Source organism: Bradyrhizobium sp. CCBAU 45384 (assembly GCF_028128665.1).
Taxonomy (GTDB): Bacteria; Pseudomonadota; Alphaproteobacteria; order Rhizobiales; family Xanthobacteraceae; genus Bradyrhizobium; species Bradyrhizobium manausense.
Genome location: NZ_LBIZ01000117.1, coordinates 370,475 through 397,252, shown reverse-complemented (window position 1 = coordinate 397,252; position 26,778 = coordinate 370,475). Strand labels below are relative to the sequence as shown.

General features: G+C 64.9%; 18 protein-coding genes and 1 pseudogene. 4 read left to right on the top strand and 15 right to left on the bottom strand.

What is annotated here, in order from left to right:
• Positions 1-16 precede the first annotated feature (16 nt).
• Complete coding sequence (locus XH80_RS33295) at positions 17-1,198, top strand: MFS transporter (protein ID WP_271602255.1); 1,182 nt, start codon at positions 17-19, stop codon at positions 1,196-1,198.
• Positions 1,199-1,278: 80 nt separating this feature from the next.
• Here XH80_RS33295 and XH80_RS43775 read toward each other — a convergent pair whose 3' ends face one another.
• The 7 genes from XH80_RS43775 to XH80_RS33260 all read right to left on the bottom strand — a co-directional run bounded on the left by XH80_RS43775 (position 1,279) and on the right by XH80_RS33260 (position 10,525).
• Positions 1,279-1,962 (bottom strand): hypothetical protein, encoded by a 684-nt coding sequence (locus tag XH80_RS43775; RefSeq protein WP_333968889.1) that lies wholly within the window; start codon positions 1,960-1,962, stop codon positions 1,279-1,281.
• Between the two features lie 5 nt (positions 1,963-1,967).
• Positions 1,968-5,216 (bottom strand): efflux RND transporter permease subunit, encoded by a 3,249-nt coding sequence (locus XH80_RS33285; RefSeq protein WP_271602254.1) that lies wholly within the window; start codon positions 5,214-5,216, stop codon positions 1,968-1,970.
• 3 nt (positions 5,217-5,219) lie between these two features.
• Positions 5,220-6,272: an efflux RND transporter periplasmic adaptor subunit gene (locus XH80_RS33280; protein WP_271602253.1), complete on the bottom strand. Its 1,053-nt coding sequence runs from the start codon at positions 6,270-6,272 to the stop codon at positions 5,220-5,222.
• Between the two features lie 126 nt (positions 6,273-6,398).
• A complete protein-coding gene (locus tag XH80_RS33275) occupies positions 6,399-6,677 on the bottom strand; it encodes a metal-sensing transcriptional repressor (protein ID WP_271602252.1) in 279 nt (92 codons plus the stop codon).
• Positions 6,678-7,064: 387 nt separating this feature from the next.
• Positions 7,065-7,649 carry a DUF1254 domain-containing protein gene (locus tag XH80_RS33270; RefSeq protein ID WP_271602251.1) on the bottom strand — a complete coding sequence of 195 codons (585 nt, stop codon included), beginning with the start codon at positions 7,647-7,649 and terminating at the stop codon, positions 7,065-7,067.
• The gene (locus XH80_RS33265) at positions 7,646-8,224 is read right to left on the bottom strand and encodes a DUF1214 domain-containing protein (RefSeq protein WP_057753060.1); all 579 of its coding nucleotides are present in this window, start codon (positions 8,222-8,224) and stop codon (positions 7,646-7,648) included. Before XH80_RS33265 ends, XH80_RS33270 begins: the two co-directional genes overlap by 4 nt.
• A 9-nt stretch (positions 8,225-8,233) precedes the next feature.
• Positions 8,234-10,525 (bottom strand): transglycosylase domain-containing protein, encoded by a 2,292-nt coding sequence (locus XH80_RS33260; RefSeq protein ID WP_271602250.1) that lies wholly within the window; start codon positions 10,523-10,525, stop codon positions 8,234-8,236.
• Positions 10,526-10,820: 295 nt separating this feature from the next.
• On the opposite strand from XH80_RS33260, the gene XH80_RS33255 reads away from it, so the two are divergent.
• Both XH80_RS33255 and XH80_RS33250 read left to right on the top strand, forming a co-directional pair.
• A complete protein-coding gene (locus XH80_RS33255; protein WP_271602249.1) occupies positions 10,821-11,336 on the top strand; it encodes a YcgN family cysteine cluster protein in 516 nt (171 codons plus the stop codon).
• Positions 11,337-11,497: 161 nt separating this feature from the next.
• Complete coding sequence (locus XH80_RS33250) at positions 11,498-13,087, top strand: MDR family MFS transporter (RefSeq protein ID WP_271602248.1); 1,590 nt, start codon at positions 11,498-11,500, stop codon at positions 13,085-13,087.
• 6 nt (positions 13,088-13,093) lie between these two features.
• Here the strand turns inward: XH80_RS33250 and XH80_RS33245 are convergent, their stop codons facing one another.
• From XH80_RS33245 to XH80_RS43770, 5 genes and pseudogenes are all read right to left on the bottom strand, one after another.
• Positions 13,094-14,725, bottom strand: coding sequence for an alpha/beta hydrolase (locus tag XH80_RS33245; RefSeq protein ID WP_271602350.1), 1,632 nt, complete (start codon positions 14,723-14,725; stop codon positions 13,094-13,096).
• Positions 14,726-14,802: 77 nt separating this feature from the next.
• Positions 14,803-15,129, bottom strand: a complete 327-nt coding sequence (locus tag XH80_RS44140; protein WP_442869193.1) for a response regulator — start codon at positions 15,127-15,129, stop codon at positions 14,803-14,805.
• Positions 15,012-17,570, bottom strand: a pseudogene (locus XH80_RS33235) (GAF domain-containing protein); the annotation flags it as partial. The gene XH80_RS44140 and the pseudogene XH80_RS33235, both read right to left, overlap by 118 nt.
• A 122-nt stretch (positions 17,571-17,692) precedes the next feature.
• Positions 17,693-19,438 carry a thiamine pyrophosphate-requiring protein gene (locus XH80_RS33230; RefSeq protein WP_271602246.1) on the bottom strand — a complete coding sequence of 582 codons (1,746 nt, stop codon included), beginning with the start codon at positions 19,436-19,438 and terminating at the stop codon, positions 17,693-17,695.
• A 117-nt stretch (positions 19,439-19,555) separates the two neighbouring features.
• Entirely contained in the window at positions 19,556-19,780 is a 225-nt protein-coding gene (locus XH80_RS43770; protein WP_333968888.1) for a hypothetical protein, read from the bottom strand.
• A gap of 406 nt (positions 19,781-20,186) precedes the next feature.
• Between XH80_RS43770 and XH80_RS33220 the strand changes: the two genes are divergently transcribed.
• Positions 20,187-22,751 (top strand): cation-translocating P-type ATPase, encoded by a 2,565-nt coding sequence (locus XH80_RS33220; RefSeq protein ID WP_271602244.1) that lies wholly within the window; start codon positions 20,187-20,189, stop codon positions 22,749-22,751.
• On the opposite strand, the gene XH80_RS33215 is transcribed toward XH80_RS33220, so the two are convergent.
• From XH80_RS33215 to XH80_RS33205, 3 genes are read right to left on the bottom strand one after another with little or no spacing between them, the layout of a single operon-like run.
• Positions 22,711-24,306: an MBL fold metallo-hydrolase RNA specificity domain-containing protein gene (locus XH80_RS33215; RefSeq protein ID WP_271602243.1), complete on the bottom strand. Its 1,596-nt coding sequence runs from the start codon at positions 24,304-24,306 to the stop codon at positions 22,711-22,713. The genes XH80_RS33220 and XH80_RS33215 overlap by 41 nt on opposite strands.
• On the bottom strand, positions 24,303-25,235 hold the full coding sequence (locus XH80_RS33210) for a ribose-phosphate pyrophosphokinase (protein ID WP_271602242.1): 933 nt from the start codon (positions 25,233-25,235) through the stop codon (positions 24,303-24,305). The genes XH80_RS33215 and XH80_RS33210 overlap by 4 nt, the downstream gene beginning before the upstream one ends.
• Positions 25,232-26,773 (bottom strand): thymidine phosphorylase family protein, encoded by a 1,542-nt coding sequence (locus XH80_RS33205; RefSeq protein WP_271602241.1) that lies wholly within the window; start codon positions 26,771-26,773, stop codon positions 25,232-25,234. The genes XH80_RS33210 and XH80_RS33205 overlap by 4 nt, the downstream gene beginning before the upstream one ends.
• Between the last annotated feature and the right edge of the window lie 5 nt (positions 26,774-26,778).

Sequence of the window (26,778 nt, the reverse complement as noted above, 5' to 3'; positions counted from 1 at the left end):
GTCTCTGATCGCGGTCATGTGCATCGGCCAGGTCGGCAATTTGCTGCCGCACGTCACGTTGTCCGCGAATCTGGCGCAGCATCTGATGCCGGCGTGGGGACTCTCCGCCGCCGAAGGTGGATTGATGGCGAGTGGTTATGCCTTCGGCTACATGCTCGCGGTGCCCCTGCTGACAACGTTGACCGACCGCATCGATGCGCGGCTCGTGCTGCTCTGGGGCTCGATCGCCAGCGGACTTGCGACCGTGGCCTTTGGCATCTTCGCACAAGGATTCTGGTCGGGCGCGGCGATCTGGTCCCTCGCAGGACTCGGATTTGCTGGCGCCTACATGCCCGGTTTGAAGGCGTTGACGGACCGGCTGCCAGCCGGCGACACCTCGCGGGCCGTCACGTTGTACACGTCGAGCTTTTCGGTCGGCGTCGGCCTGTCGTTCCTGGCGGCGCAGCTGATCGCCGATCGCTGGGGATGGCGGACCGCCTTTGTGGTGACCGGGCTCGGTCCCGTCGCGATGGTCGTGGCGTGCCTTTTCTTGCTGCGGGAGCAGCAACCCGCCCCGAAGGCAGGGCGATTGCTCAACTTCGTGCCCGTCTTCGCCAACCGCGAGGCGCTCGGTTACATCTTCGGCTACGGCGCGCATTGTTTCGAGCTCTACGGCATCCGCACCTGGCTGGTTGGCTTCTGGACCTTCGTCGTTGCGCGTCAAAGCGCACCCTCGTGGTTGACGCCCGTGCTGATGAGCTTTTGCTTTGCTGTGATCTCGATGCCGGCCAGCATCCTCGGCAACGAGGCCGCATTGAAATTCGGACGACATCGCGCCATCACGATCGTGATGCTTGCGTCGGCCTGCGTCGCGATCATCATCGGTTTCAACGCGTCCGCGCCGGCGTGGGTGGTTGCGTTGTTGCTGATGATCTATGGCCTGACGGTCCCGGCGGATTCCGGCGCGTTGACGGCCGGCATGTCCGCTGCGGCCGTATCCGAGCATCGTGGCGCCACGCTGGCCCTGCATTCCACCGTCGGCTTCGGACTCTCTGCCCTCGGTGCCTGGGGGACGGGCGTCGCGCTCGACGCCGCAGGCGGCCCGCAGAGTGCGCGTGGCTGGCTGCTGGTTTTCATCGTTCTTGCGGCTGGAATTCTGCTCGGACCATTGGCGCTGCTGTGGGCGCGAATGGCTCGCCGGGAAAAGCAGCCATCGTGAGCGCGGGTGTTTCATCGCCCCCTTTCGAATTGATCCCGTTCCTATGTGTCTGAGGCACTAGATACCCAGCCTCTCTTTGGCTATCTCGGCCTCTTTTCGAGCCGATGCGACAAGAGGTGCACGGCGCTGAAGTATCTCGTGCGCCAGCGCCGGGCCAGCTTCCTCGGGGCTACCAGGGCGAAAGGCGGCTTGGGGTCGTATTCGATCAGAAGCTGTATCCGTTTGGCCGTGTCCTCGTCAGCGAGGCGGGCTGCGAGCGCCAGCCCAAAATCGATCCCGGACGTCACACCTCCAGCAGTGAGACGATTGCGATCTTCCACGACGCGATCTGCCTTGAGCGTGGCGCCCATCAGGGGCAGCAGGTCACGAACGTACCAATGCGATGTGGCCCGCTTGGTCCTCTTGATCAGCAACATGATAGCAATCCATCGATCGCTCCGACATGAAAAAACCCGCAGCGGATTGCTCCGCGCGGGTGTGTGACGATCTCTCGATGATGCCATCATGCCGGGCCGAGGAACAAGAGAGCACGGCCACTTTGGATGAAGGTCGTCGATGACGTAGGAATGGGCGTGCCTGCCGTCGCTGCCGGTCAGATGCGGATGATCGGTGGCGAGATCGGGATGTGCGTGGCTGACCATATCGGCCGCAGGCCGGAGCCGGCCGGCCAGGACAGTGCCGGCCAGCGACACTGCGGTCAGCACGAACACCGTGGGCCCGCGGCCCGCCTTCGATCCCAGCCGGCCGGCGAGAACAGACAGCATGGCCACTACTCGGCGGCGTGGTCGTGGACGAGGGCCGGCGGCGCACTGCTGCGTGCGGTTGGCGTGCGTGGCACGGCAAACCGCGCGTACAGCGCCGGCAGCACGACAAGTGTGAGCAGCGTCGCGGTGAGGAGCCCGCCGATCACGACTGTCGCCAATGGTTTCTGAACCTCGGCGCCTGTGCCGGTCGCAAGCGCCATCGGGACAAAACCGAGCGAGGCAACGAGCGCGGTCATCGCGACCGGGCGGAAGCGCGTCAACGCACCCTCATCGATCGCTCTCTTCGGCTCCATACCGTCGGCGATCAGCTTGCGGATTTGCGTCAGCATCACGAGCCCGTTGAGGACGGCAACGCCCGACAGGGCAATGAAGCCGACGGCCGCCGAGATCGAGAACGGCATGCCGCGTAGCCACAGAGCCGCTATTCCGCCGGTGAGCGCGAGCGGCACGGCGCTGAACACGAGAAGCGCGTCGCGCACCGAGCCGAGCGCTCCGGACAGCAACAGGTAGATCAAGGCGAACACCGCAGGCACCACCAGCACCAGCCGCTGCCGGGCGACGGCAAAATTCTCGAACTGGCCGCCCCAGGTGAGATAGCTGCCGGGCGGCAGCTTGACCTGCTCGGCGACTTTCGCCTGGGCTTCGGATGCCAGCGAGCCGATGTCACGGCCGCGGACCTCGGTGGTGGTGACGACGCGGCGCTTGCCGTTCTCGCGGCTGATCTGGTTGTAGCCGGTGGTCTGCTCGAACGAGGCGATCGTCCGCAGCGGGATTGAGGCAGCCGGCGCGTCAGGATTGGCGCGGGGAAGGGGAATTGGCAGCTCTTCCAGGGTCGGAATGTCGTTCCGCAGGGGATCGGCGAGGCGCACCACGATCTTGAAGCGGCGGTCGCCCTCGAAGACCAGGCCGGCATCCGTGCCGCCGATGGCGGTCTGCATCAGGTTCTGCACGGCCGCGAGACTGAGGCCGCGCCGCGCGATCTCCGCCTTGTCGATCTTGATCTCCAGGAACGGCAGTCCCGAGGTCTCCTCGACCTTCACGTTCTCGGCGCCGTCGATCTTGCGGATGACGTCGGCGATCTGGCCCGCGGTCTGCTGCATCTGGACGAAATCGTCGCCGAACACCTTGACTGCCAGATCCTCGCGGACGCCGGCAATCAGCTCATTGAATCGCATCTCGATGGGCTGCGAGAATCCCAGCTTGTTGCCGGGCAGCTTTCCAGCCTCCGCCTCGATCTTCTTGATGAGGTCCTCCTTCGTCACGGAGGGATCGGGCCATTCGTCCTGCGACTTGACGATGATGTAGGTGTCGGACGCGTTCGGCGGCATCGGATCGGCGGCGAGATCGGGGGTACCGGTGCGCGAGAACACGAAGGCCACCTCGGGCAAGCCGCTGATCTGGCGCTCGATGAGAAGTTGCATCGCCTGCGACTGTGCCAGTGCGGTGCTCGGCACGCGCTTCACTTCCATGACGATGTTCTTCTCGTCCAGCGTCGGCGTGAATTCCTGACCGAGCCGCATGAACAGGAGCACGGAACCGACAAACAAGAGGGTGGCGACAGCGACCACGGGCAGCGGCCTCGCCATGGCACCCGAGAGCAGCGGCGCGTACCAGCGCTTCAGCGTCCGGACGAGGATGTTTTCGTGCTCGTTGACCTTTCCGGTGATTGCGATGGCCACGGCGGCCGGAACGAATGTCAGCGACACGACGAAGGCCACCGCCAGCGCGATCATCACCGTCAGGGCCATGGGCTCGAAAGTCTTGCCTTCGACGCCCGTGAAAGCGAGCAGCGGCGTGTAGACCAGGATGATGATGATCTGGCCGTAGACTGACGGGCGGATCATCTCTGAGGTCGAGACCTTCACTGTGTCGAGACGCTCGTCCAGGGATAGCGCCCGGCCAAGCTCCCTCTGGCGTTCTGCAAGATGGCGCAGGCTGTTCTCGGCGATGATGACGGCGCCATCGACGATCAGGCCGAAATCGAGTGCACCGAGGCTCATCAGATTGGCGCTGATGCGCCCCTCCAGCATCCCCGTCGCGGTGATGAGCATTGTGATGGGAATGACGAAGGCGGTGACGAGGGCAGCGCGAAAGTTGCCGAGCATCAGGAACAGCACGGCGATCACCAGCAGCGCGCCCTCGGCGAGATTCTTGGCGACGGTATGGATCGTGGCATCGACGAGCTGCGTCCGGTTGAGGACAGTGCGGGCATAGATGCCCGGTGGCAGCGTCTTGCTGATGTCCTTGATCTTGGCATCAGCAGCGGCAGCCACGGTGCGGCTGTTGCCGCCGATCAGCATCAAGGCGGTGCCGAGCACGACCTCGCGGCCGTTGACGCTGGCGCTGCCGGTGCGCAATTCCTTTCCGATCGAGACATCTGCGAGATCTCTGATCCGCACTGGGACGCCGCCGCGCGTCGTCACGACGATCTGCTCGATGTCCTCGAGGTTTTCGACGCGGCCGGCGGCCCGAACGACAAGGCCTTCGCCGTTCTGCTCGATGTAGTTCGCCCCGCGACTGCTGTTGTTCGCTTCGATGGCGTCCACGACCTGCTTGAAAGAGAGACCGTAGCCGACCAGCCTTGCCGGATCCGGCTGTACCTGGAACTGCTTGACGAAGCCGCCGATGGCGTCTGCCCCGGCGACGCCGGGAACAGTCTTCATCTGCGGCCGAACGATCCAGTCCTGCACGGTGCGCAGGTAAACGGTACGCTGGAAATCGTCGGTCAGCCGCTCGCCCTCCGGCGTGAGATAGCTGCCGTCGCTCTGCCACCCCGGCTGTCCGTCCCGGACCGGTGCGGAAGCACCAGGCTTCTTGTACTCGACGGCCCACCAGTAGATTTCGCCGAGGCCGGTCGAGACCGGTCCCATCCGGACATCGACGCCCGGAGGCAGGCTGTCCTTGGCTTCGTTCAGACGTTCCGCCACGAGCTGCCGTGCAAAATAGATGTTGGTGCGATCCGCGAACACGGCCGTGATCTGCGCAAAGCCGTTGCGCGAGAAGGACCGCGTCGCCTCCAAACCAGGCATGCCCGCGAGCGCCGTCTCGAGCGCGACCGTCACCTGTTTCTCGATTTCGACTGGCGTTAGTGCCGGCGCGGCCGCGTTGATCTGGACCTGAACATTGGTGACATCGGGCACAGCATCGATCGGAAGATGCGTCAATGACCAGAATCCGGTCGCAGCCAAAACAAGGGTCGCGAGCAGGACCAGCCAACGCCGCCGCACTGAGAATTCGACGATCCGTTCGATCATCGCTCAGTCCTCGTCGCCGGGTTTGGAGAGCTCGGCTTTGAGGGAGAAGGTGTTCGAACTGGCGACCGTTTCGCCGGCGGAAAGCCCCGAGACGATCTCGACCATGGGTCCGTCGCGCCGCCCCAGCGTGACGTCGCGCTTCTCGAAACCTTCCTTGGTGCGGACAAAGACTGCCTTGCGGCCATCCACCGTCTGAACGGCAGAGAACAGCACGGCGACCGGCACGTCGCGACGTTCGACCGCGATGCCCGCGGTGACGAACGAGCCCGGCCGCCAGAGGCCGTCGGTATTTCCGAGCGAAACCACGACGCGGGCTGCGCGCGTTTCCTTGTCGAGGAGGGGGCTGACGAACACGATCTTGCCGGAGCCGGGTTCCGTCGTGCCCCGCAGCGCGATGTCGACCGACTGGCCTTCCTTCACCAGCGGTAGATCGGTCGTTGAGACCGCCAGTTCGACCCAGACGCGGCTCAGGTCGACGAGGACGAACAGTTCCGTTTCGAGACTATCGCGCCCCACGGCGGTTCCTGCTTCGACCTTGCGTTCGGCGACACGCCCCGAGATCGGAGCCCGGATGTTCTGACTGCGCAATGTGCCATCGGGGGCCCGCGGCAAGCTCGCGATCTCGTTATCCGTGACCCCAAGGGCCATCAGCTTCTGGCGGGCGATACCGAAGCGCATTTCGGTCTGCGCCGCAGCATTGCGCGATTTGATATATTGCTGCTCGGGAACCGCGCGGCCCTCCCACAGTGACTTGTCGCGGGCAGTCAGGTCCTGTTGCAATTCATTGGACAGTTTCGCCGAGAGGTATTCACTCTTGGCGTCGGCCACTTCGCGGCTTTCGAGAACGGCCAGAATCTCGTCCTTGACGACATCGTCTCCGATGTTCTTGCGCAGTTCGGCCACCGTGCCCGAAAGCTTGACCGAGACGTGGGCGACCCGTCCTGAGTCAGGAACGATAGTGCCGGGTACGGTCAGTCGCCTTGAGATCGGAGCAGGACCGGCCGGGCGCAGCTCGATCTCGGCGAGCTTGATGCGCTCGTCGTCCATCGCGATCATGGCCGGCTTGCCAATATCCGCTTTCGCGGGCTGTGCAAACGCCTGCGAAGTGAGATCGGTCGCCGCGAGCAGGACCGACAGGATCGCGGCGGCCGAACGATTGGCCGAAAACATCGAAAGCTCCGCCTAAAGGTATCGGGAGATCGCCTTGAACTCGGCGAGGACGTTCTTGGTCGACTTGCCCGAGCCGCCGTTGGCGGCCGCATCCAGGCAATGGTCAACGTGATCGTGAATGAGGGCCTTCTTGGCCTCAGAGATCGCCTTCTCGACGGCGTGGAGCTGTTGGGCGAGGTCCAGGCAGGACCGTCCGTCGTCGAACATACCGATGACCCGCCGTAAATGTCCCTCGGCGCGCTTCAGCCGCTTGACGATGTCAGGATGGCTCTCGTGGATGTGCTGTGTCATGAATGATCCTATCCCCTGGGAGGGGATATCTCACGATATCGACCCGACAGCCAAGTCTTTCCGCAGGGCGAATTGCCGCAGCGCGAGAGAGGGCACTCCTATTCATGAACGCGAGGACAGGCGACGCAGAACTCACTGTGTGCTCAGACACGAAAAAACCCGCAGCGGATTGCTCCGCGCGGGTGCTACGAATTTCGATGATGCCATTCTGCCAGTGTTTTGCCCGACGTGTCAAAGCGGAAAAATGCGGCGGGCAGGGCGATGCCTCGACCCTGCACACGCCCGCTTCGGCGCGAGGTCGAAATTGCCAGTCGCTTCAATGTCCCGCTACTGTGCATGGGGTTGTTTTCGAAAGTCTGGCTTCGAGGGCGTCTCAACGCCCGCGCGTCAGCGCCGACCGCGCGGCGTCTCTGCCTTGGTCGGCGCCTCGGTCTGCGGCGCACAGGTCGCTGCTTGCAACGTCGCTTGCGCCTGCGGCATCAGGCCGGGCTCGGCGGCCAGCGCCTTCATCAGGATCAGGCCTGTCGTGCTGGGAGAGTCGATGATCAGGCGGTCGGCCGCGGTGATCTCTTCGTCCTCAGGCAATGCATCGTGCTGCGCCTGCGTCATCAAATCGAGCTCGATCACCTTCTTGCCGGCCGAGCGGTCGTTGATGGCGTAATAGGCGATCTCGTTGCGGGTGTAGAACGACACCGACGTGTAGGCCTGGCTCACCGGCACGGTGAGCTTGATCGGCCCGCCCGAAAGATCATAGCGGCAGATCGCGAGCGCGAAGGCCGGGTCCATGAACGGCATCGGCGAGGTCTGCGGATCGGCCAGCGGCAGCTGGGTCACGCCGTTGAGCTTGGTCATCGGCGTCAGGCGCGAATAGGCGTCCTGCGTCGCGATCCGCGGCAGCGCCAGCACGCTGACGAGATGGACCACGAGGCCCAGCACCACGCCGGCAACAATGGTGAACGCGAGGCGGATCATGAGCAGCCCACCGTGGAGATGCTGGGCATCGGCGCATCGCGCTGGGTGCGCGTCGCAACCCCGACCGGCGTGTCGTAGAGGCGGAACATCAGCGCGTAGCGCTCGATGCCGCCGGTCGGCAGCCAGTTGCCGGCGCGCGAGCGCGCGGCGATGTGGATCTCGAATGAGCCGTCGGAGGCACGCACGATCTCCTGGCTGGTGAAGCCGTAGCGGGCAAGCGAGTTGGCGACGAGATGGCCCTTGCGATCGTACAGCGTCAGCGTCCAGAACCGCGCCGGCGGGGTCACGCCCGACACGACCACGTCGCAGCGGCCGTCGAGCGCCTTCTTCTTGTCGTCGGTCGTTGCGGTGAAGGCGACGCCGTCGCCGGTGCCGATCGGCAGCTCGCCGTTGCGCACGATGGTGGCGCGCGAATAGGGATCGACGTCGGCGGTGCCGGTGCGCGGACGCGCGGTCCAGGCGCCGATGGTCAGCGCGCCGATCTCGGTGCCGCGCGTCGTCGTCATCCAGGTCGCACCCAAGCCGACCACGGTCGCGAGCAGAAGGGCCGTCAATGTGATCAGGAGCAGCCGCACGGGATCAGATCAGTTCTTGCGCGGGGTGGATGCGCCCGCGTTCTCCTCCGCCGCATAATTCTGCGGGAAGGCAAGCGCGCTCGTCGACGATGCCGGCTTGGCCGGCTGGCCGTTGTTGTCGGTCGATTTGGTCGCGGTCTTGGCCGCGTCGTCGAGCAGCTTCTCGACGCGCACCAGGATGTCGGCGCCGCGCTTGGTCAGCACCGGCGGCGGACCGGGCTTGGTCTCCAGCACCTTCGGTCCTGCATTGGCCTGCGCGTTCGCAATCTGCTGCGGCGGCAGCTTCTGGCCCATGCCGATGCCGGGGATCTCCCTGACCTCGACGCCCTGATGCGCGGCGACCATGATGTCGTGCCAGGTCTGCGCCGGCAGCGAGCCGCCGGTCATGCGGTTGGTCGGCGAGTAGTCGTCGTTGCCGTACCAGACTGCGCAGGTGAAATTGCCGGTGTAGCCGACGAACCAGGCGTCGCGATACGCATTCGTCGTGCCGGTCTTGCCGGCGGTCGGAATGCCGTCGAGCGCGGCGCGGCGCGCGGTGCCTTCGCTGACAACATGGCTCATCATGCCGGCCATGTCGGCGGCGATATTGGCGGGAATGGCCTGCCTCGGCTTCGGGCCGTCGCGGTCCCAGCGCCAGACGAGATCGCCCGCGCCGGTGCGCACTTCCAGCACCGAATGCGGCGTCACCGACTTGCCCCGGTTCGGGAAGGTCGCATAGGCCACCGCGTGCTCGACCACGGTGACTTCGTCCGAGCCGATCGGCAGCGACGGCGTGTCGGGCAGGGGCGCCTTGATGCCGAAGCGGCGCGCCACCTCGACGATCTTGGCGCGGCCGATCTTGGCCGGGTTCGGCGCCTTCGGCTGCTCCTTCTGGCCGATCGCGATCGACAGCTTCACCGGCACGACGTTGATCGAGCGGGTGATCGCCTGCGTCAGCGTCACCGCGCCGGAATAGGAATGGCCATAGTTCTGCGGACACCAATTGCCGATGCAAACAGGACCGTCGACCACGACCGAGTTCGGCGTGAAGCCGTTCAGGAGCGCGGTGGTGTAGACGTAAGGCTTGAACGACGAGCCCGGCTGGCGATAGGCGTCGGTGGCGCGGTTGAACTGGCTCGCGCCGTAATCGCGGCCGCCGACCATGGCGCGGATGCCGCCGTCGAGATCGGCGACGACGGTCGCGGCCTGCGTTGCGTGGTAATCGCGGCCGAACTGGCGCAGCTGGTTCTCGATCGCGTCTTCCGCCGCCTTCTGCACGTTGGTGTCGATGGCGAGGCGGACGACGAAGACGCGCTCGGTGTAGGATTTCGGGAAGGTGTCGACCAGCTTGCGCATCTCGTCGAAGGCGTAGTCGAGATAATAGTTCGGCGAAGCCTCGTCGCGGCGGTCGACGGCGAAGGCGGGGTTGCGGCGGGCACCGAACACCTGGCCCTCGGTCATGAAGCCGGCATCGACGAGGTTGTCGAGCACGACGTTGGCGCGGGCGCGCGCGGCGGGCAGGTTGATGTGGGGCGCGTATTTCGTCGGCGCCTTGAACAGGCCGGCGAGCATCGCCGCCTCGGCAAGCGTCACGTCGCGCGCCGACTTGTTGAAGTAGAAATGCGCAGCGCCGTCGACGCCGAACGTGCCGCCGCCCATATAGGCGCGGTCGAGATAGAGCTTGAGGATCTCGTTCTTGGTCAGGCGCCATTCCAGCCAGACCGCGAGGAAGGCCTCGTTGATCTTGCGCTCGATGGTGCGTTCGTTGCTCAGGAACAGGTTCTTGGCGAGCTGCTGGGTGATCGAGGAGCCGCCCTGGCGGACGCCGCCGGCTTGCGCGTTGGTAACGAGCGCGCGCGCGGTGCCGGCGATGTCGATGCCGAAATGCTCGTAGAAGCGGCGGTCTTCGGTCGCCAGCGTCGCCTTGATCAGGACGTCAGGAAAATCTTCCAGCGGGATCGAATCGTTGTGCTTGATGCCCCGGCTGCCGATCGGGTTGCCGTAGCGGTCGAGGAACGTCACCGCGAGATCGGACTTCTTCAGCCAGTCCTCGTCTGCGGTCTCGCGGAAGGCAGGGATGGCGAGGATCAGCATCAGCACCATGCCACCGAGGCCGATGGTTGCGGCTTCCGACAGCGGCTCGATGAACAACCAGCGCTTCCACCGCCCGACATAGAAGCGGTCCATGAAGGTCGAGTAGCGCTCGTAGAGCTCGCGGATGCCCTTCGCCGAGGAGAACAGCGAGGAGTCGATGCGTGCATCGAGGTCCAGGAAGAAGTTCCTGATACGACTCTTCCAGTTGGATGGTGTGTTCTGGACCACCTAGAACCCTTGAGGCTCGGTTCGAAAGCGTTCAAGCACCCGGCCGGGGCGGCATCGAGACGTCTTGCGGGATTGTTGCGGCAAACCCAAGGCGCCCGGTTTCGCGCACCAAAGGGGACTTGCTGTTCTTCTAGCCGAGCGGGGCCTATAAACCAATGGTCAGGCTCGCAATTTTGAACAACAGGCCTAATTGAACCCCGGTTCAATACGGGCCCCGCAAGGGTGTTCCTTGCAGTCTCACAGCCGCGCGCCCTAGATGGCGCTCGCCCTAGCTCTTTGGATTAGTATCAGGCGCATGACCGCAGCACGCAAACCACCTTCGGACCAGGATGGATTCTTCTGGAAAACCAAGAAGATGGAGGAGATGTCGACGGCCGAATGGGAGAGCCTGTGCGACGGCTGCGGCCGCTGCTGCCTGAACAAGCTCGAAGACGAGGATACCGGCGAGATCTATTTCACCGATGTCAGCTGCAAGATGCTCGATTCCTGCACGGCGGGCTGCAAGGACTACGCGAATCGCTTCGACTTCGTGCCGGACTGCGTTGTCATGACGCCGGAAAAGGTCCGCACTTTGTCCTGGCTGCCGCCGAGCTGCGGCTACAGGCTGGTCGCGCAAGGCCGCGATCTCTACTGGTGGCACCCGCTGATTTCAGGCGATCCCAATACGGTGCACGAGGCCGGCGTCTCCGTGCGCGGCCGCGTCGCGGGCACCGAGGACGAGATTCCGGACACCGAGCTCGAGCACTATTTGGTGCAATGGCCGGGGCAGGTGCCGAAGCGGGCACGCCTGAAGCGACGCCCCAAGGACTGATCGGCCGGCCCACTCTCATCACGTGTTCGGGATGGCCGCGACGCGGGATGCACCCATGCGCCGCGATGCCTGCCTGAGGAGAAGTTTGCTGTCTAGATTGTTCTGATAGAACGAATCCTTCGCGGCATTGCACCGCAACACGCCCGATCCGACAGTCCGAGATGAACCAGTTCACACGGCAGAGCAGCCAGGCTGCCGATATCCAGACGTTGCCCGACGACATCGCCGAGGAACTGACCCGTCTTCCGGGCGAGGTCATCAGCGTCAGCGACGCGCCCCCGATCTCGCCGCCGGTGCCGCTCACCTCAGATGAGGTTCGCACCATCGTCATCAGCCTGATGCTGACGATGTTCCTGGCCGCCCTCGACCAGACCATCGTCGCGACCGCGCTGCCGACCATCGGGCGCCAGTTCCAGGACGTCTCGAACCTGTCCTGGGTGATCACCGCCTATCTGCTCGCCTCGACCGCGGTTGCGCCGGTATTCGGCACGCTGAGCGACATCTACGGCCGCAAGGCCATGATCATCGTGTCGCTGAGCCTGTTCGTCGCCGGCTCGATCCTGTGCGCGATCGCGCCGAGCATGCCGATGCTGATTCTCGCGCGCGGTCTTCAGGGACTGGGCGGCGGTGGCATCATGCCTGTCGTGCAGACCGTGATCTCCGACGTCGTCTCCCCGCGTGAGCGCGGCCAGTATCAGGCCTATTTCTCCAGCGTCTGGATGGTGGGCGGCATTTTGGGCCCCGTCATCGGCGGCGTCTTCGCCGAGCATCTGCACTGGTCGATGATCTTCTGGATCAATCTGCCGCTCGCAGCCGCAGCGCTCGCGCTGCTGCTGCCGAAGATGAAGAAGATCCCGGTGTTCCACCGCAAGCGCAAGGTCGATTGGCTCGGCGGCGTGCTGCTGATGGCCTCCGCTGTCGTCTTCATGCTGGTGCTGACCTGGGGCGGCACGCGCTATAGGTGGTTGTCGCCGACCGTGCTGTCGATGGTGGGCGGTGCAATCGCGCTCGCGTTCACCTTCGTCTGGCACGCGCGCCGCGCCGACGAGCCATTCCTGCCGTTGCCGTTGCTGAGCGGATCGGTTGCGCCCTTTGCGCTGACCGCAGGCGGCTGCGGCCTCGGCGCCATCACCGGCCTCACCGTGCAGTTGCCGCTTTATTACGAGTCGGTCTATCACCTCAGCGCCAGCGAGGCGGGACTTGCACTGATTCCGCTCGCGGCGGTCTCGACCATAGGTGCGGCGGTCGCCGGTCGCACCATGGCGCGCGCCAAGCACTACAAGCGCGTCGCCATCATCGGCACGTCCTGGGCCGCGATCTGCGCACTCGGCCTCACGCTGACGACCTTGCCGTTGTGGGGCCTCTTGACGCTGATGGCCGCGTTCGCGCTCGGCCTCGGCACGACGTTTCCGGTCTGCGTGGTCTCGCTGCAGAACTCCGTCGCCCGTCCGCTGGTCGGCACCATCACCGGCGCGATGAATTTCTTCCGCTCGCTGATGTCGTCCTTCACGGTCGCAGCCTTCGCCGCCATCCTGCTGATCGCGCTCGGCGCCGACATTCCGCTGGCAGGCGAGCATCACGCCGCAGGCAGCATCCCGGCGATCCCGGCCGACGACATGCGGCACGCGTTCCGCTACGTCTTCGCCGCTGCGACCGCGCTGATGGCCACCGCCTCGCTCTGCCTGATCCTGATGGAGGAGCGGCCGCTGGCCGGTCCCTCCAAGGCGCAACCGGTGGAGATGGCGGAGTAGGGCGCTTTATCCGCCGCGATCGGGATCGTCGCCAGGTGCCTGTCGTGCTCGGGCAGCAAGATGGCTCTTGAGCTTCGCCAGCGCCTTAGCCGACCAATCATTGACATCAGTGACCGCGACCCAGGCATCGACGTAATGCTCGGGCGCGTAGACATGGCCAAAGCCCATCGGCGTGTGAGTTGCGACCGCCATGTCGAGCGCGAGCTGCAGCATGGTGACGATGGGATACCATCGCAACTCTTGTGCCACGTCGGGCCCGCGCGGCGCGTTCATCCAGGCAGGCGCCTGATAGGCGTCGCGGTAGGCGAAGAACGTGATCGCGTCGCTGGCATATTGCAGATAGACGACCCGCATCGCTCCCCAGGGCCTGTCCGGCGGCACCGTCGGCCCGTTCTGGTTCATGAAGCGCACGAAGCGGCTGTCGCGGAATTCCGGCAGCCAGGCCGGTGTATCAGGATTGCGGTTGTCGGTGATCGAGCGCCAGATGCGGCTCTCGAACGGCGTACCGCTCCACAGCGCGCCGGCAATGGGATCGCCGATCGTCTCGAACAGCTCTGCTGATTTCTCCGAGTTCATGGCGCCGAGGCTGAGCCCATGCAGATACAGTTTCGGCCGCTGGTCCCTCGGCAGCGTCGTCCAGTAGCCGTAGATTTCGGCGAACAGGGCACGCGCGGCTGCTGCGCCGTATTCGGGCTGAAACAGCAGCGACAGCGGACTGTTGAGATAGGAGTACTGCATGGCGACGCTGGCGACATCGCCATGATGGAGATACTCGACCGTATCCATCGCTGCCGGATCGATCCAGCCCGTGCCGGTCGGCGTGATGACGATCAGAATCTTGCGTTCAAAACCCCGCTGGCGCTTGAGTTCGTCGAGCGCAAGCCGCGCGCGTGCCTGCGCCGTGTCGCGGGCCGCGAGGCCGACATAGACGCGCACCGGCTCCTGCGCGGGATGCTCCGTGACGGTGCTGATCTCGGCTGCGGTCGGACCCGAGGCAATGAACCGGCGCCCCATGCGCCCGAGCTCCGTCCACTTCACCAGGGATGCCGGGCTTCCTGTCTTGCCGGCCGAGGTCGGCTGCGCCCGCTCGGGCTCGAAGAGGACGTCGAGTTCGCGGAAGGAGGAATCGAGGGCGTTGAAGGCGGTGCGGATCAGGAGATTGTTCGCGATCGACCAGAACAGCAGGCCTGCGACGATCACGCCGATGACAGTGGCGACCTTGCGCGGAATGATACGCCGCGCGCCGACAGCGAGAATGTAGGCCAAAAGTGCGAACAACCGCCCCAGCACCAGCAGCACGACGAACGTGATCAGCGCGATGAGGCACACTTTGAGCGGATGCGCGGTTTCGACCGGCGCCATCTTCATCACGCTATGGATCGCGTTCTGCCATGCGGTCGTGCGCCAGAGCGCGACGATGACGACGAGCAGGCAGCCGGCAGCGACAAGCGCGTTCGCGACGGACCTTGCGCGCGCCGAAGGCTCGGGCAGTTCGAGATAATGCCACAGCCGGCGCCACAGCACGCCGGTGAAATAGCCGATCGCAAAGCAGCCGCCGGCCAGCGCTCCTTGCGTGAGATAGCTGCGCGGAATCAGCGTCGGCGTCAGCGCCGCTGCGAAGAACAGCGCGCCCAGCATGAGGCCGACGCCGGACAGTGAGAGCAGTTGTCGCCGAACCGTCAGCGCCAGATTCACCAGAGCCCTCCCGGGCGACGCTATCCCGCCTGCGCGAGCCGCGCGTCGATCTCCTCGCGCAGCAGAGCGAAGTCGATCGGCTTGGTCAACAGTCCGCTTGCGCCGCGGGCCAACGTCCTGCCGCGCGTGTCGGCATCGCCATAGGCCGTAATCATGATGGCAGGCACGTCAGGGCGTATCTCCTTCACCTTCGGCAGCATCTCGATCACGGTCACGGCTAGCCTCTGGTCTCGTGAAAATTGCTTTTGCGCGGCAATCGGATCGTGAACTCGGTAAATTCGCCCGGCAGGGTGTCGACGTCGATCGTGCCACCATGCTGTTTCACGATGATGTCGTGGCTCATGGATAGGCCAAGCCCGGTTCCCTCGCCGGCAGGCTTGGTGGTGAAGAAGGGGGTGAACATCTTCTTGCGGACGTCCGGCGGAATGCCGGTGCCGTTGTCGCGAATGCGGATTTCGACATGGCTGTCGTGCCCGCGCGTCTGCGCGATCAGGGCCGGCTCGTAGTCCCCCGTTCCGCTCTCGGCCTTGCGCGTGACGACCGCGTAAAACCCGTTGGAGATCAGGTTCAGCAGCACGCGGGTGATCTCCTGCGGGAACACTTCGATCGTGCCGGCCGCGGGATCGAGGTCGCGCTCGATCGTGACGTTGAACTGCGACTTCTCGGCGCGGGCGCCGTGATAGGCGAGGTTGAGGCTCTCCTCGACCAGCGTGTTGACGTCGGTCGGCCGGTGCTCGCCGCTGCCTTCGCGCGAATGCAGCAGCATGTTCTTGACGATGGAATCGGCACGCTTGCCGTGCTGGACGACCTTTTGGAGATTGTCCTTCAGCAAATGCGTCAGCTCGCCGACGTCCTCCCTGGTTTTGTCGTTGAGTGCGGTGGTCTGCAACAGCTCGTTCAGCTCCTCGATCAGCTCGCTCGACAGCGCCGCGAAATTGTTGACGAAGTTGAGCGGGTTCTTGATCTCGTGGGCGATGCCGGCCGTGAGCTGGCCGAGCGAGGCCAGCTTTTCGGTCTGGACCAGGCGGTCTTGCGTGGCGCGCAAATCTTCGAGCGATTTCGACAGCTCGGCCGTGCGCTGCTGGACCTCGTCGAACAGCCGCGCGTTCTCGATGGCGATCACGGCCTGGTCGGCAAATGTCGAGACGAGTTCGATCTGACTGTCGGAAAACGGCCTGATGACTGACCGGGTCAAGGTCAGCGCGCCGATTGGCGTCCCCTCGCGCAGCAACGGCACCCCGAGAAAGGTGCGGGGATTGCCACTGAGCTGCTGCCCTTCGAAATCATACTCGGGATCGGCGAGGACGTCGTGCACGTGAACGATGCGTCCCTCCAGCAGCGTCCTCCCGGTGATGGTACGACGTTCGGGATTGACGGGCGTTGACCTGGCGTATTCGACGAATTCATGCGGGAAGCCGTATGAGCCGGCCCTGTAGAAGACCTCGTCACTCTTCCGGGTGATGGCGGCCATATCGGCTTCGCAGAGACGCGCCGCGGATTCGACAAGCGTATCCAGCACGGCCTGCAGGTCGAACGCCGATCGGCTGATCACCTTGAGCACATCGGCAGTGGCGGTCTGCTGTTGCAGGGATTCCTCCAGGTCGCGCGTCTTGGCTTGCACCTGTTCGAACAGCCGGGCGTTCTCGACGGCGATGACCGCCTGGTCCGCAAAGGTTTGCACCAGATCGATCTGGCTTTTGGTAAACGGCCCCGGTTCGGGTCGCGTCAAGACCAGCACGCCTTCGACCTTGTTGTCCCTCAGCATCGGCACACCCAGCGCCGCACGGATCTTGACCAGCGAGCCGGCCGGCATTTGCATTTCCGGATCATCGAGAACGTCCGGGATGATTTCGACCCTTCCCGAGGCGATGACGCGTGAGGTCGCCGAACCGCGGCCCGACCGCGGCGGATTTGCCGCCCAATATTGCAGGAATTCCGGAGTGGTGCTGGATGCCGCCTTGAGCGGAAACACGTCCCCTTCGCGAAGAAAGATCGAACCACGATTGGCGCCGCTCAACTCGACGGCGGATTTGATCAGCGTTTCGAGAACGGCTTGCAGGTCAAACGCCGAGCGGCTGATGACCTTGAGCACGTCGGCGGTGGCGGTCTGCTGCTGGAGTGATTCCCGCAGATCGTCCGTGCTTGTGCGCAGTTCGCGAAGCAGTCGCGTGTTCTCGATGGCGATGACGGCTTGCGCAGCAAACTGCTTGAGCAGCGAAATCTGCTTGTCTGAAAAGCGCCGGTTCTCCTGCCGGAAGATCATGACGTTACCGACCACGCGCTCGTCCTTGACGAGCGGGACTGCCAGCACCGCCCGCGCGCCGCCGAGATCGACCAGAGCGCGACGGTTGGGTTCGCCCGTGCGATAGGCCTCCGAATCCATGAGGTCGACCAGTTCCACGTAGGGCTCGCCTTGCAGCAGGCGCACCGGCGCGGTACCCGGGCCATAATCGATGGGGCGGCTCCCGCGGTATTCGTCGTAAGCGCGCGGAAGCCCACGGGTGGCGGCAGTTTCAAAGCGCTCGCCATCATACGTGTTGAGGACGCCAAAGTCCGCACCGCACAGCTGCATGGCCTTGCCGAGCATGGTGTCGAACACCGGCGCGAGGTCGCCGCCGGAACTGCTGATGATGCGCAGGACTTCCGACGCGGCGGTCTGTTGCTCCAGCGCTTCCCGCGCCTCGTTGGAGAGCCGCGCATTGGCCGCCGTACTCGCCTGCAATTGCTGCTCGAGCTCGGCAATCCTGGCTTTGAGCTCGGCCACCACGTTCTGCACGAGGGCGATCATCCGGAAATCCATAGGGCCGACCCCAGCGGGGCCCCATTCGCTGAAAGCCGGATTATTCCATTCCCGCACCGTCTCGACCAGCCCTGTCGCAGTGCATATCGAAAGCAGCCCCGTGGAACCGCTCACGTGCCCGGCCGCGACACCTCGGTCTCCTTGCTGGTGATGAACTCCAGCAGCACCGGCACGCCTTCCCTGGTCTTCTGGATACCGCGCTTGATCGCGGGGATGATGTCCTCGGGCCTCGTCACGCGCTCGCCATGGCCGCCGAAGGCGCGCGCCATCGCGGCGTAGTCGCCGGAGATGTCGGTCGAGCGATATTTCTCGGTCGAGATCGGCATCACCTTGAGCTCGATCGCCATCGAGAAATTGTTGAGCAGGATCGACATGATCGGGATGCGCTCGCGCACTGCGGTCTCGAAATCCATGCCCGTGAAACCAATGGCCGCATCGCCCCAGACGTTGATGCAGAGCTTGTCGGGCCTTGCCAGCTTTGCACCCATCGCAAGGCCAAGGCCGTAGCCGAGCTGCGTCGTCTTGCCCCAGCCGAGATAGGAGAGCGGCGTCACCGCCTTCCAGAACGGCGAGAGCTGGTCGCGCGGGCTGCCGGCATCATGGGTGATGATGGTGTTGTCGATGTCGACGGTGTGTTGCAGATCCCACAGCACGCGATAGGGATTGAGCGGCGCGTCATTACTGGCGAGCTTTGGCATCCATTTGGCCAGCCACTCCTTGTGCGAAGCCGCGATCTCGGCCGCGACCGCCGAGGCGTCGCGGTCGGCAGTGACGGTCTTGCCGATCTCCTCCAGCAATGCATCGAGCACGAGGCCGGCATCGCCGACGAGGCCGATCCTGGCTTCGACATCCTTGTTGAGATGGTTCGGATCGAGCGTCGAATGGATGATGGTCTTGCCCTTCGGCATCGCGATGCCAAAGCTGGTCTCAGTGAAGGAGCAGCCGATGCCGAAGATGACGTCGGCTTCGGCCAGGAATTTGGGCACGGCGCGCGGCACGGCGAGACCGCCGGAGCCGAGCGAGAGCGGATGCGTCTCGGGGAATGACGATTTGCCCCCCAGGCTGGTGGTGACAGGAATGGCCAGCCGTTCCGCCAATCGCTTCAGTTGCGGCCACGCCTGCGCGTAGTGCACGCCCTGGCCGGCATAGATCACCGGACGCTTGGCATTGAGCAGCAGGCTTGCTGCTTCCTTCACATGCACGGGGTCGGCGCCGTAGCGGGTGCGCAGCACCGGCGTGTAGTTCAGCGGCTCGGGCACCTCCTCATTCCACATGTCGGAGGGGATTTCGACGATGACCGGCCCGCCGCGCCCGTTCTTCAATTTGGTGAAGGCACGGCGAAAGATGTTGGCGACCTCGGCGGCCAGGATGATCGGCTCGGAGGATTTCGCGAATGGCTTCATCGCCTCGCTGGAATTGAAGTTCGGCTCGATATGCGCAAGCCGGCGCTGATAGCCCATCGGCAGCACCAGCACGGGAACGGATTCGCCGAAGCACTGCGCCACGCCGCCCATTGCATTCTCCGCGCCGGGGCCGTGCTGCATGCAGAATGCTCCGATCATACGCCCCGACGTCACGCGTGAGATGGCATCCGCCATGTGCACGCCGACGCGTTCCTGCCGCACCATCACGGGCCGGATCTCGGCGTTGGCCGCGTGCTCGATCAGATGATTGACGGGATACCCGCAGAGGATCTCGATCCCCTCGCGCCGCATGATTTCCGCAATGGCGGTGCCGAGCTTCATGGCGTCTCTCTCCCTGGGCCTGGCCGGTTGCTCCGGCTGTTGGGGAGAGAGGATCAGGAAATTGGGGGAGGGTAAAGCACGGGTGAGGGATGTTCGCGGTAGGTCAGCCATGCAGTGCGCTACTGTAGCCCGGATGGAGCGAGAGCGTAATCCGGGATGGCTGCACCCGCCGGATCTGCTCCCCGGATTTCGCTTCGCTCCATCCGGGCTCAAGTTTGGCGACCGGTCCTACTTGCAGTTCTTGCAAATCGTCAGCTTGCGCTTCAACGCCTCGTCTTCCTGATCGACCAACGACTGCGGGTCGAGGCCGTTTGCCGCGCGCGACCTCGCAGGCGGCGTCACCTGGCTTGGTGCGTCGCGGTCGTCAGTACCGACGCTGAAGCCATCGTAGTCGGCGGCGGCTGCAGGGCTCGGCAGTTGCGGAAGCCCGCTGGTCGGCGGCGTCGACGGCACGCCGGCGGACGTTCTCGGCGAATTCTTCGTCCTCGCATGCGGCGCCGACGCATTGGGCGGAGCCAACGAAACCGGCGGCGTGGCCGAGTTCTGTCCTCTCGCGCGATCTTGTGACCAGGCGCCGATCAAGATGAGGCTGAGAGCCAGGAGCAAATTGCGTCTCGTCTGCATCTTTCAAATAGCCTTGGTTCAGCGATTGAGGGGTTCATCGAGCCGCGCCGGGAAGAATAACAGCCGTGACATGCGCGTCAAACTTGACGGAAATGGGAGCTATCCGAACGGGATGTCGCTTGTCGCGTTGCAACGTTTGACCCACGTCAAGCCGGTGGCTGGTTGCGGCATGGCAAGATGATGGTGGTGACGGGGATGACGCATCCTCATCGAGCAAGGACCCCTGGGAACTTCCATGAGATTGCCGGCGATGCAGGGGCTGACCGCGTCCGAAGCACAGGCCCGGCTGAAGGCCGACGGCTTCAACGAGCTGCCGCGCACGGGCCGGCGGACGATCCTGCGCCTCATCGTCGAGGTGCTGCGCGAGCCCATGCTGCTGTTGCTGCTGGCCGGCGGCCTGATCTATTTCGTTCTGGGTGATCTTGCCGAGGCGTTGCTGCTTCTTGCCTTCGCATCGATCTCGATCGTCATCACCATCGTGCAGGAGGCCCGCACCGAGCGTGTGCTCGACTCGCTACGCGATCTGACCAGCCCGCGCGCACTGGTCATCCGGGGCGGCGAGCGCATCCGGATTCCCGGTCGTGAGGTCGTTCGCGGTGACCTGATCGTACTCTCAGAGGGGGATCGCGTGGCCGCCGACGCCACGGTCGTTCAAACCATCGATCTCCTGCTGGATGAATCGCTGCTGACGGGGGAATCGGTTCCAGTCAGAAAACAGGCCTTGCCGTCACCCGAAACATCGATAGCGTCGCACGCCGGCGGCGATGACCAGCCATTCGTGTTCTCCGGCACGCTTGTGGTTCGCGGCAGCGGGGTGGCCGAAGTGACCTCGACCGGCGTCCTGAGCGAGATCGGCAAGATCGGGCAATCGCTGCATTCGCTGGCGACAGAAGCGCCCCGCTTGCAACAACAGACGACGCGGCTGGTGGCGACATTCGCCGTCGCCAGCGCCTTCGTGATCGGGTTGACCGTTCTCCTGTATGGGCTTTACCGCGGCGGCTGGCTGGAGGGCGTACTGGCCGGCATCGCGCTCGGCATGTCGATGCTCCCGGAGGAATTCCCTGTTGTCCTGACGGTGTTCCTCGCCATGGGCGCCTGGCGCATCTCCCAGGCGCGCGTGTTGACGCGGCGCGCCTCGGCCATTGAATCGCTGGGCGCCGCGACCGTGCTCTGCACCGACAAGACCGGCACGCTGACGGAAAACCGCATGACCGTTGCGCGCCTGGTGCTGCCTGACGGCACGCAACACACGCCTGATACCGCGGTCCGCGCGGCGCCCGCGTTCGACCGGTTGATCGAGACCGGCGTGCTGGCCTGTGTCCGGGAGCCGTTCGATCCGATGGAGAAGGCGTTGCATGCGCTGGCCGCTGACGCCGGCGCGGGCCGGCGGCTCGTGCAGAGCTATGGCTTGCGTCCCGATCTGCTCGCCATGTCGAACGTGTGGTGCGGCGATGACTGCATTGTCGCGGCGAAGGGCGCGCCCGAGACGATCGGCATGCTTTGCGGAATGAGTGCGGAAGAATTGGCTGAATTGCGCTCGCGCATCGACGCGCTGGCGCGGGAAGGGCTCCGTGTGCTCGGCGTGGCGCGGGCGAGCTGGACGGAGACCGATCTTCCCGAGACGCAACACGGCTTCCCTTTTCGCTTTTGCGGCTTGATCGGCTTTGCCGATCCGTTGCGGTTGCAAGTCAAGGACGCCATGGCCGAATGCCGCTCCGCAGGCATCCACGTGGTCATGATCACAGGCGATTATCCCGCAACCGCGTCGGCAATCGCGATGCGGGCCGGCCTCGATCCCGAACGTGTCGTGACTGGAGCGGATGTCGAAGCCATGGGCGATGCCGAACTCGCCGGCGCGGCGCGGGGACGGGCCGTCTTCGCGCGAATAGCACCGGCCCAGAAGCTGCGCATCGTCAATGCGCTCAAGGACGCCGGCGAGATCGTCGCCATGACGGGCGACGGCGTCAATGACGCCCCCTCGCTGAAGGCTGCCCATATCGGCATCGCCATGGGCGGTCGTGGCACCGACGTGGCGCGCGAGGCGTCATCGATCGTTCTGCTCGACGACGATTTCGGGTCGATCGTGAAGGCGATCCGGCTCGGCCGCCGGATCTACGACAATCTGCGCAAGGCGATGAGCTTCATTCTCGCGGTCCACGTTCCGATCGCAGGACTTGCGCTGTTGCCGCTGCTCACGGGGATGCCGCTGCTGTTCGGCCCCGTTCACATCGCGTTTCTCGAGATGATCATCGATCCCGTCTGCTCTTTGGTCTTCGAAGCCGAGACCGAGGAGAGCGACGTGATGCGGCGGCCGCCGCGTTCGCCTGACGAGCCGCTCTTGCCAAGGTCGCTGCTGATCTGGTCGGCATTGCAGGGCGGCCTGGCTCTGGCCCTCACCGGCGGCGTGATGGTGACGGCAAACCGCTACGGCATGCCGGCGAGCGAGGTCCGTGCGCTGACGTTCTTTTCGCTGGTGCTGGTGATCGTCAGCCTGATCTTCGTCAACCGCTCGTTCTCGACCTCGCTGGTCGAAGCGTTCACCCGGCCGAACCGCATGCTCGTCATCATCGTCATGTTCGTGACGTCGGTGCTCGCCCTGAGCCTGCTGTGGCCGGCCGCGGCCGACCTGTTCCGCTTTGGTCCCCTGCATGCGGATGATCTCGCCGTCACGGCCGCGGTCGCGCTCGTCTGCCTCGTGTTGCTGGAACTATCGAAATATCCATTGCGTCGCCGCGTGCCGACTTCAGGGGCGGGCACGCTTATGCCTTCTCGTCCAGGGCGCGGCGGAGTCGCCGGATGATGACGCCGCGGGCGCGGTCGTCGGCGGCTGCTGCCAGCCTGTCGTTGATGTCGAGCGTGAGCTCCGACATCTCGTTGTGCCAGTCGAGGCGGGTCACGGCCTCGGGCGCGAGCCGCCGGCGGTGATCGACGTCGATCACGCGCGGTTCGGGGGCGGCGAGTTCATAGATGTCGTCCAGCATCGGCTGGTAGACCTTCGCCGCCGGAATGATGCGTTCGGCGACGCGCTCGGCCAGGCCCGCGATGGCGCTTTCCTCGCCGTGGACCAGGAACAGCCCGCGGGAAATGGGGCGGCGTGCCGCTATCCAGCCAGCCATGCCGGGGCCGTCGGCATGACCCGAATATTCATCGATCATGCGGATTCGGGCCGCGACCCGGATTTCCTCGCCCTGGATACGAACGGCCTTCGCGCCGTTCTGCAGGAAGCGGCCGAGCGTGCCGCTGGCCTGGAAGCCGGCGAGCAGCACGGTCGCGCGTTCGTTCCAGAGCCACCGCTTCAGATGATGGCGGATGCGTCCGGCATCGCACATGCCGCTTGCCGCGATGATGATGTGAATTCCGCTGAGCCGCATGATCGCCTTGCTCTCGTCGGCGGTTTCGGTGAATTTGAGATGTGGCGAGTTGAGCAGGCGGTCGGCGTCGACGCTCGGGTCGAGGCTCGCGGCGTGCCGGCGGAAGACTTCGGTGGCCCGGATCGCCAGCGGAGAATCGAGGAAGATCGGCGCGGTCGGAATCTCGCCGTGCTCCATCAGGTCGACGAGGTCGACGATCAGCTCCTGGGTGCGTTCGACCGCGAAGGCGGGGATCAGCAGTGCGCCTCCACCCGCCGCCGCCTCGCGCACCTCGGCGGCGAGATGCTGCCGGCGGAGCGCAGGTGTCGTGGCGGCTCGCACGCGGTCGCCATAGGTGGATTCCGAGATGACATAGTCGAGGTCAACAGGCGCTTCGGGATCGGGCTGCAGCAGCTTGGCCTCCGGCCCGACATCACCGGAGAGCAGCACGCGAAGCGGGCGTGGCGAGCCCTGCTCGGCGATTTCGAGCTCGATCGAGGCGGAGCCGAGCAAATGGCCGGCGTTCCAGTAGCGTGCGCGGACCCCCGGGATCACACTGGTCCAGTGTTCATAATCGACCGCGCGAAACGATTGCAGCGATGCGACCGCGTCGGCCTGTGTGTAGATCGGCTCGACTTCCCTGCGGCCGCGAGCCTTGTTGCGCCGGTTCAGCTGCGCGACTTCGGACTCCTGGATGTTGCCGGCGTCCGGCAGCATATAGGAGCAGAGGTCGATCGTGCCGCGCGTCGCCAGGATCTGCCCCGCAAAGCCTTCGCGCACGAGCTTCGGCAGCAGGCCGCTGTGGTCGATATGGGCGTGCGTGAGCAGGACTGTCCGGATGTCGGCGGGACGAAACGGGAAGACGCCGTAATTGAGCTCCTTGAGCGTCTTCTGTCCCTGGAACAGGCCGCAATCGACCAGAAAGCCGCCGGCGGCGGTCTGGAACAGATAGCTGGAGCCGGTGACGGTGCGGGCAGCCCCGCAGAAGCGAATAGTGATGCTCATCTCGTCGTCTCCCGCGAACGTGTCGTGCCGAGTTCGGACCGCAGGGCGGCGGCGAGAATCTCGTCGAGCGCGATCGCATTGGTCGGATGCGGCACGCTGTCGGTCGAACGGATCGACCGGATGCCGGCGTCGGTGAATGCGGTGGCCATCGCGGCCGGAAACAGCGCGTGCGTCACGACCGCATCGACGGCCGTTGTGCCCATCGCACGCAGCGCACGCGCTGCGACCATCAATGTCGTTCCCGAGGAAACGATGTCGTCGACCATCAGCGCCGGTCGTCCTGCGAGCAGCGTCGGATCGGCAAAATCGATCTCGACGGAGCGATCGCCATGCCGCCTCTTGCGGGCCACCGTGTGCTGCAGCCGCAGCCGGCTCGCCAGATCGCTCACCCAGGGCTCGGACTCGGCGTCGGGACCGATCACGACCGTCGCCGGATCGATGCCATCGGCGGCGAGGGCATCCGCGATCGCCGGCATCGCGGACAGGTTCTCCGCCTCGATGTCCGGAAATACGGACCTGATGTCGGACGTGCGATGCAAGTGAGCGTCCACGGTGACGACGCGGTCGACCAGCGTTGCGAGCAGGCGGCCCATGGCGCGCTGGCTGATGGCCTCGCCCGGATGAAACGCGATGTCCTGCCGCATGTAGCAGAGGTAGGGCGCGACCAGCACCAGCCGCCTGGCGCCATCGCGCCGCAGCGCCTCCGCGGCGAACAGCAGGGCGATGAGCTTGTCATTGGGCTGATCGAGCGGGGCAAAAAGGATGGTGGTGTCTGCTGCCGGCGCGACCGTGACGCGTAGCTCGCCGTCCGGAAAGCGGTGCAGGGCGATTTCGCCGCAGCCAAGCCCAGACCCGGAGTCAAGCCGCGCCGCAAGCCGTTTTGCCGCGCCGGTGCCGGAGGGCAGCGCTTGAAGCGCGATCGCGCTCACGACGGCGTCCTGCTCTGGAGAGGCTCATGACCGTTGAGGACGTAACCGGTCTCCTGCCGGGCGGCCGAGGCGGCCAGATCATGCTCGGGTCCGTCGAAGGTGTAGACGCGATAGAGCGGCTCGCCCTGTTCGACACGGTCGCCGATCTTCTTGAACAGGCGGATGCCGGCCCCCTTGTCGAGCGGCGCACCCGCGGTGCGGGCGAGACGGTTCAGGCGCAGGCAGTCGATCGCGGACACCACGCCGTCATGTGCCGCCTTGACGTCGAAGCTGATGGGTCCGAGCTCGGCGCTGCATTTCGACGGGCCCTGGGCGTCGATGATCTTCTGCATCTGCTTCAGCGCGGCGCCGTTCTCCAGCAGTTCGCGCGCACGTGCATAGCCGGCGCCGCCACGCAGCTTCGGATCGTATTCCAGCAGATGGGCGGCGAGGCGCAGCGATTTCTCGCGCAGATCGTGCGGCGCATCCACCTCGTTGCCGAGCACCGCCATCACGTCATTGGCTTCGAGCACCGGGCCGATGCCGTTGCCGATCGGCTGGCGGCCGTCGGTCGTGATCACCTCGACCGAGCGGCCGAACCGGTCGCCGACGAATTCGAACAGCTTTCGCAGCCGCATCGCGTCGATGGCGCTGGTGACTTTCGCGGTTGGCCCGACCGGAATGTCGATCAGCAGATGCGTCGATCCCGCCGCGATCTTCTTGGACATGATGGAGGCGACCATCTGTTCGCGGGTGTCCAGGCTGAGCGGCCGCTCAACCGAGATCAGCACATCGTCGGCCGGCGACAGGTTCACGTGCCCGCCCCAGATCAGGCATCCGTTGCAGGAGGAGACGATCGACTTCATCTCCTCGACGCCGACATTCACCCGCGCCAGCACCTCCATGGTGTCGGCCGTTCCGGCCGGCGAGGTGATGGCGCGCGAGGAGGTCTTCGGAATCGGCAGGCCGTGGGCCGCGACGATCGGCACCACCACCATCGAGGTGCGGTTGCCGGGAATGCCGCCGATGCAATGCTTGTCGACCACGATCGGGTCGGGCCACACCAGCTGCGTGCCAACCTGGGCCATGGCGCCGGTGAGGGCCAGCAGTTCGTCACTTGTGATGAAGCTTGCCGAACCGATCAGGAAGGCGGCGATCTCCATGTCGGAATAGCGAAAATGGGCGAGGTCGTTGATGATCGCGCCGATTTCCGCCTGATCCAGCGTTCGACCGCGGATCTTGGCGCGCACCGCCTCGAGGCTCTCCGGCGGCGCGGCCGGCGCCACCGTGACCAAGGTGCCGACCGGCTTGCCGAAGCGGTGGAACGCAGGCTCGGAAAGACCGATTTCGTCCTGGGCTGCCAATGCGTCGTCATCGGTGATCAGTAGCGTCGCGAGCACCGTCTTGTCGTCCAGCCGAAGCTCGACGCGGCTGAAGCCGCGAAAGATATCGGCACGCAGCGCCTTTGACCGCCTGGAAATGACGACGACGTTTTCGCGGCCCGTATCGAGATGGACACGGCGTATCTTGAGCGGGAAGGGTGACAGATCAGGATTCATGGACG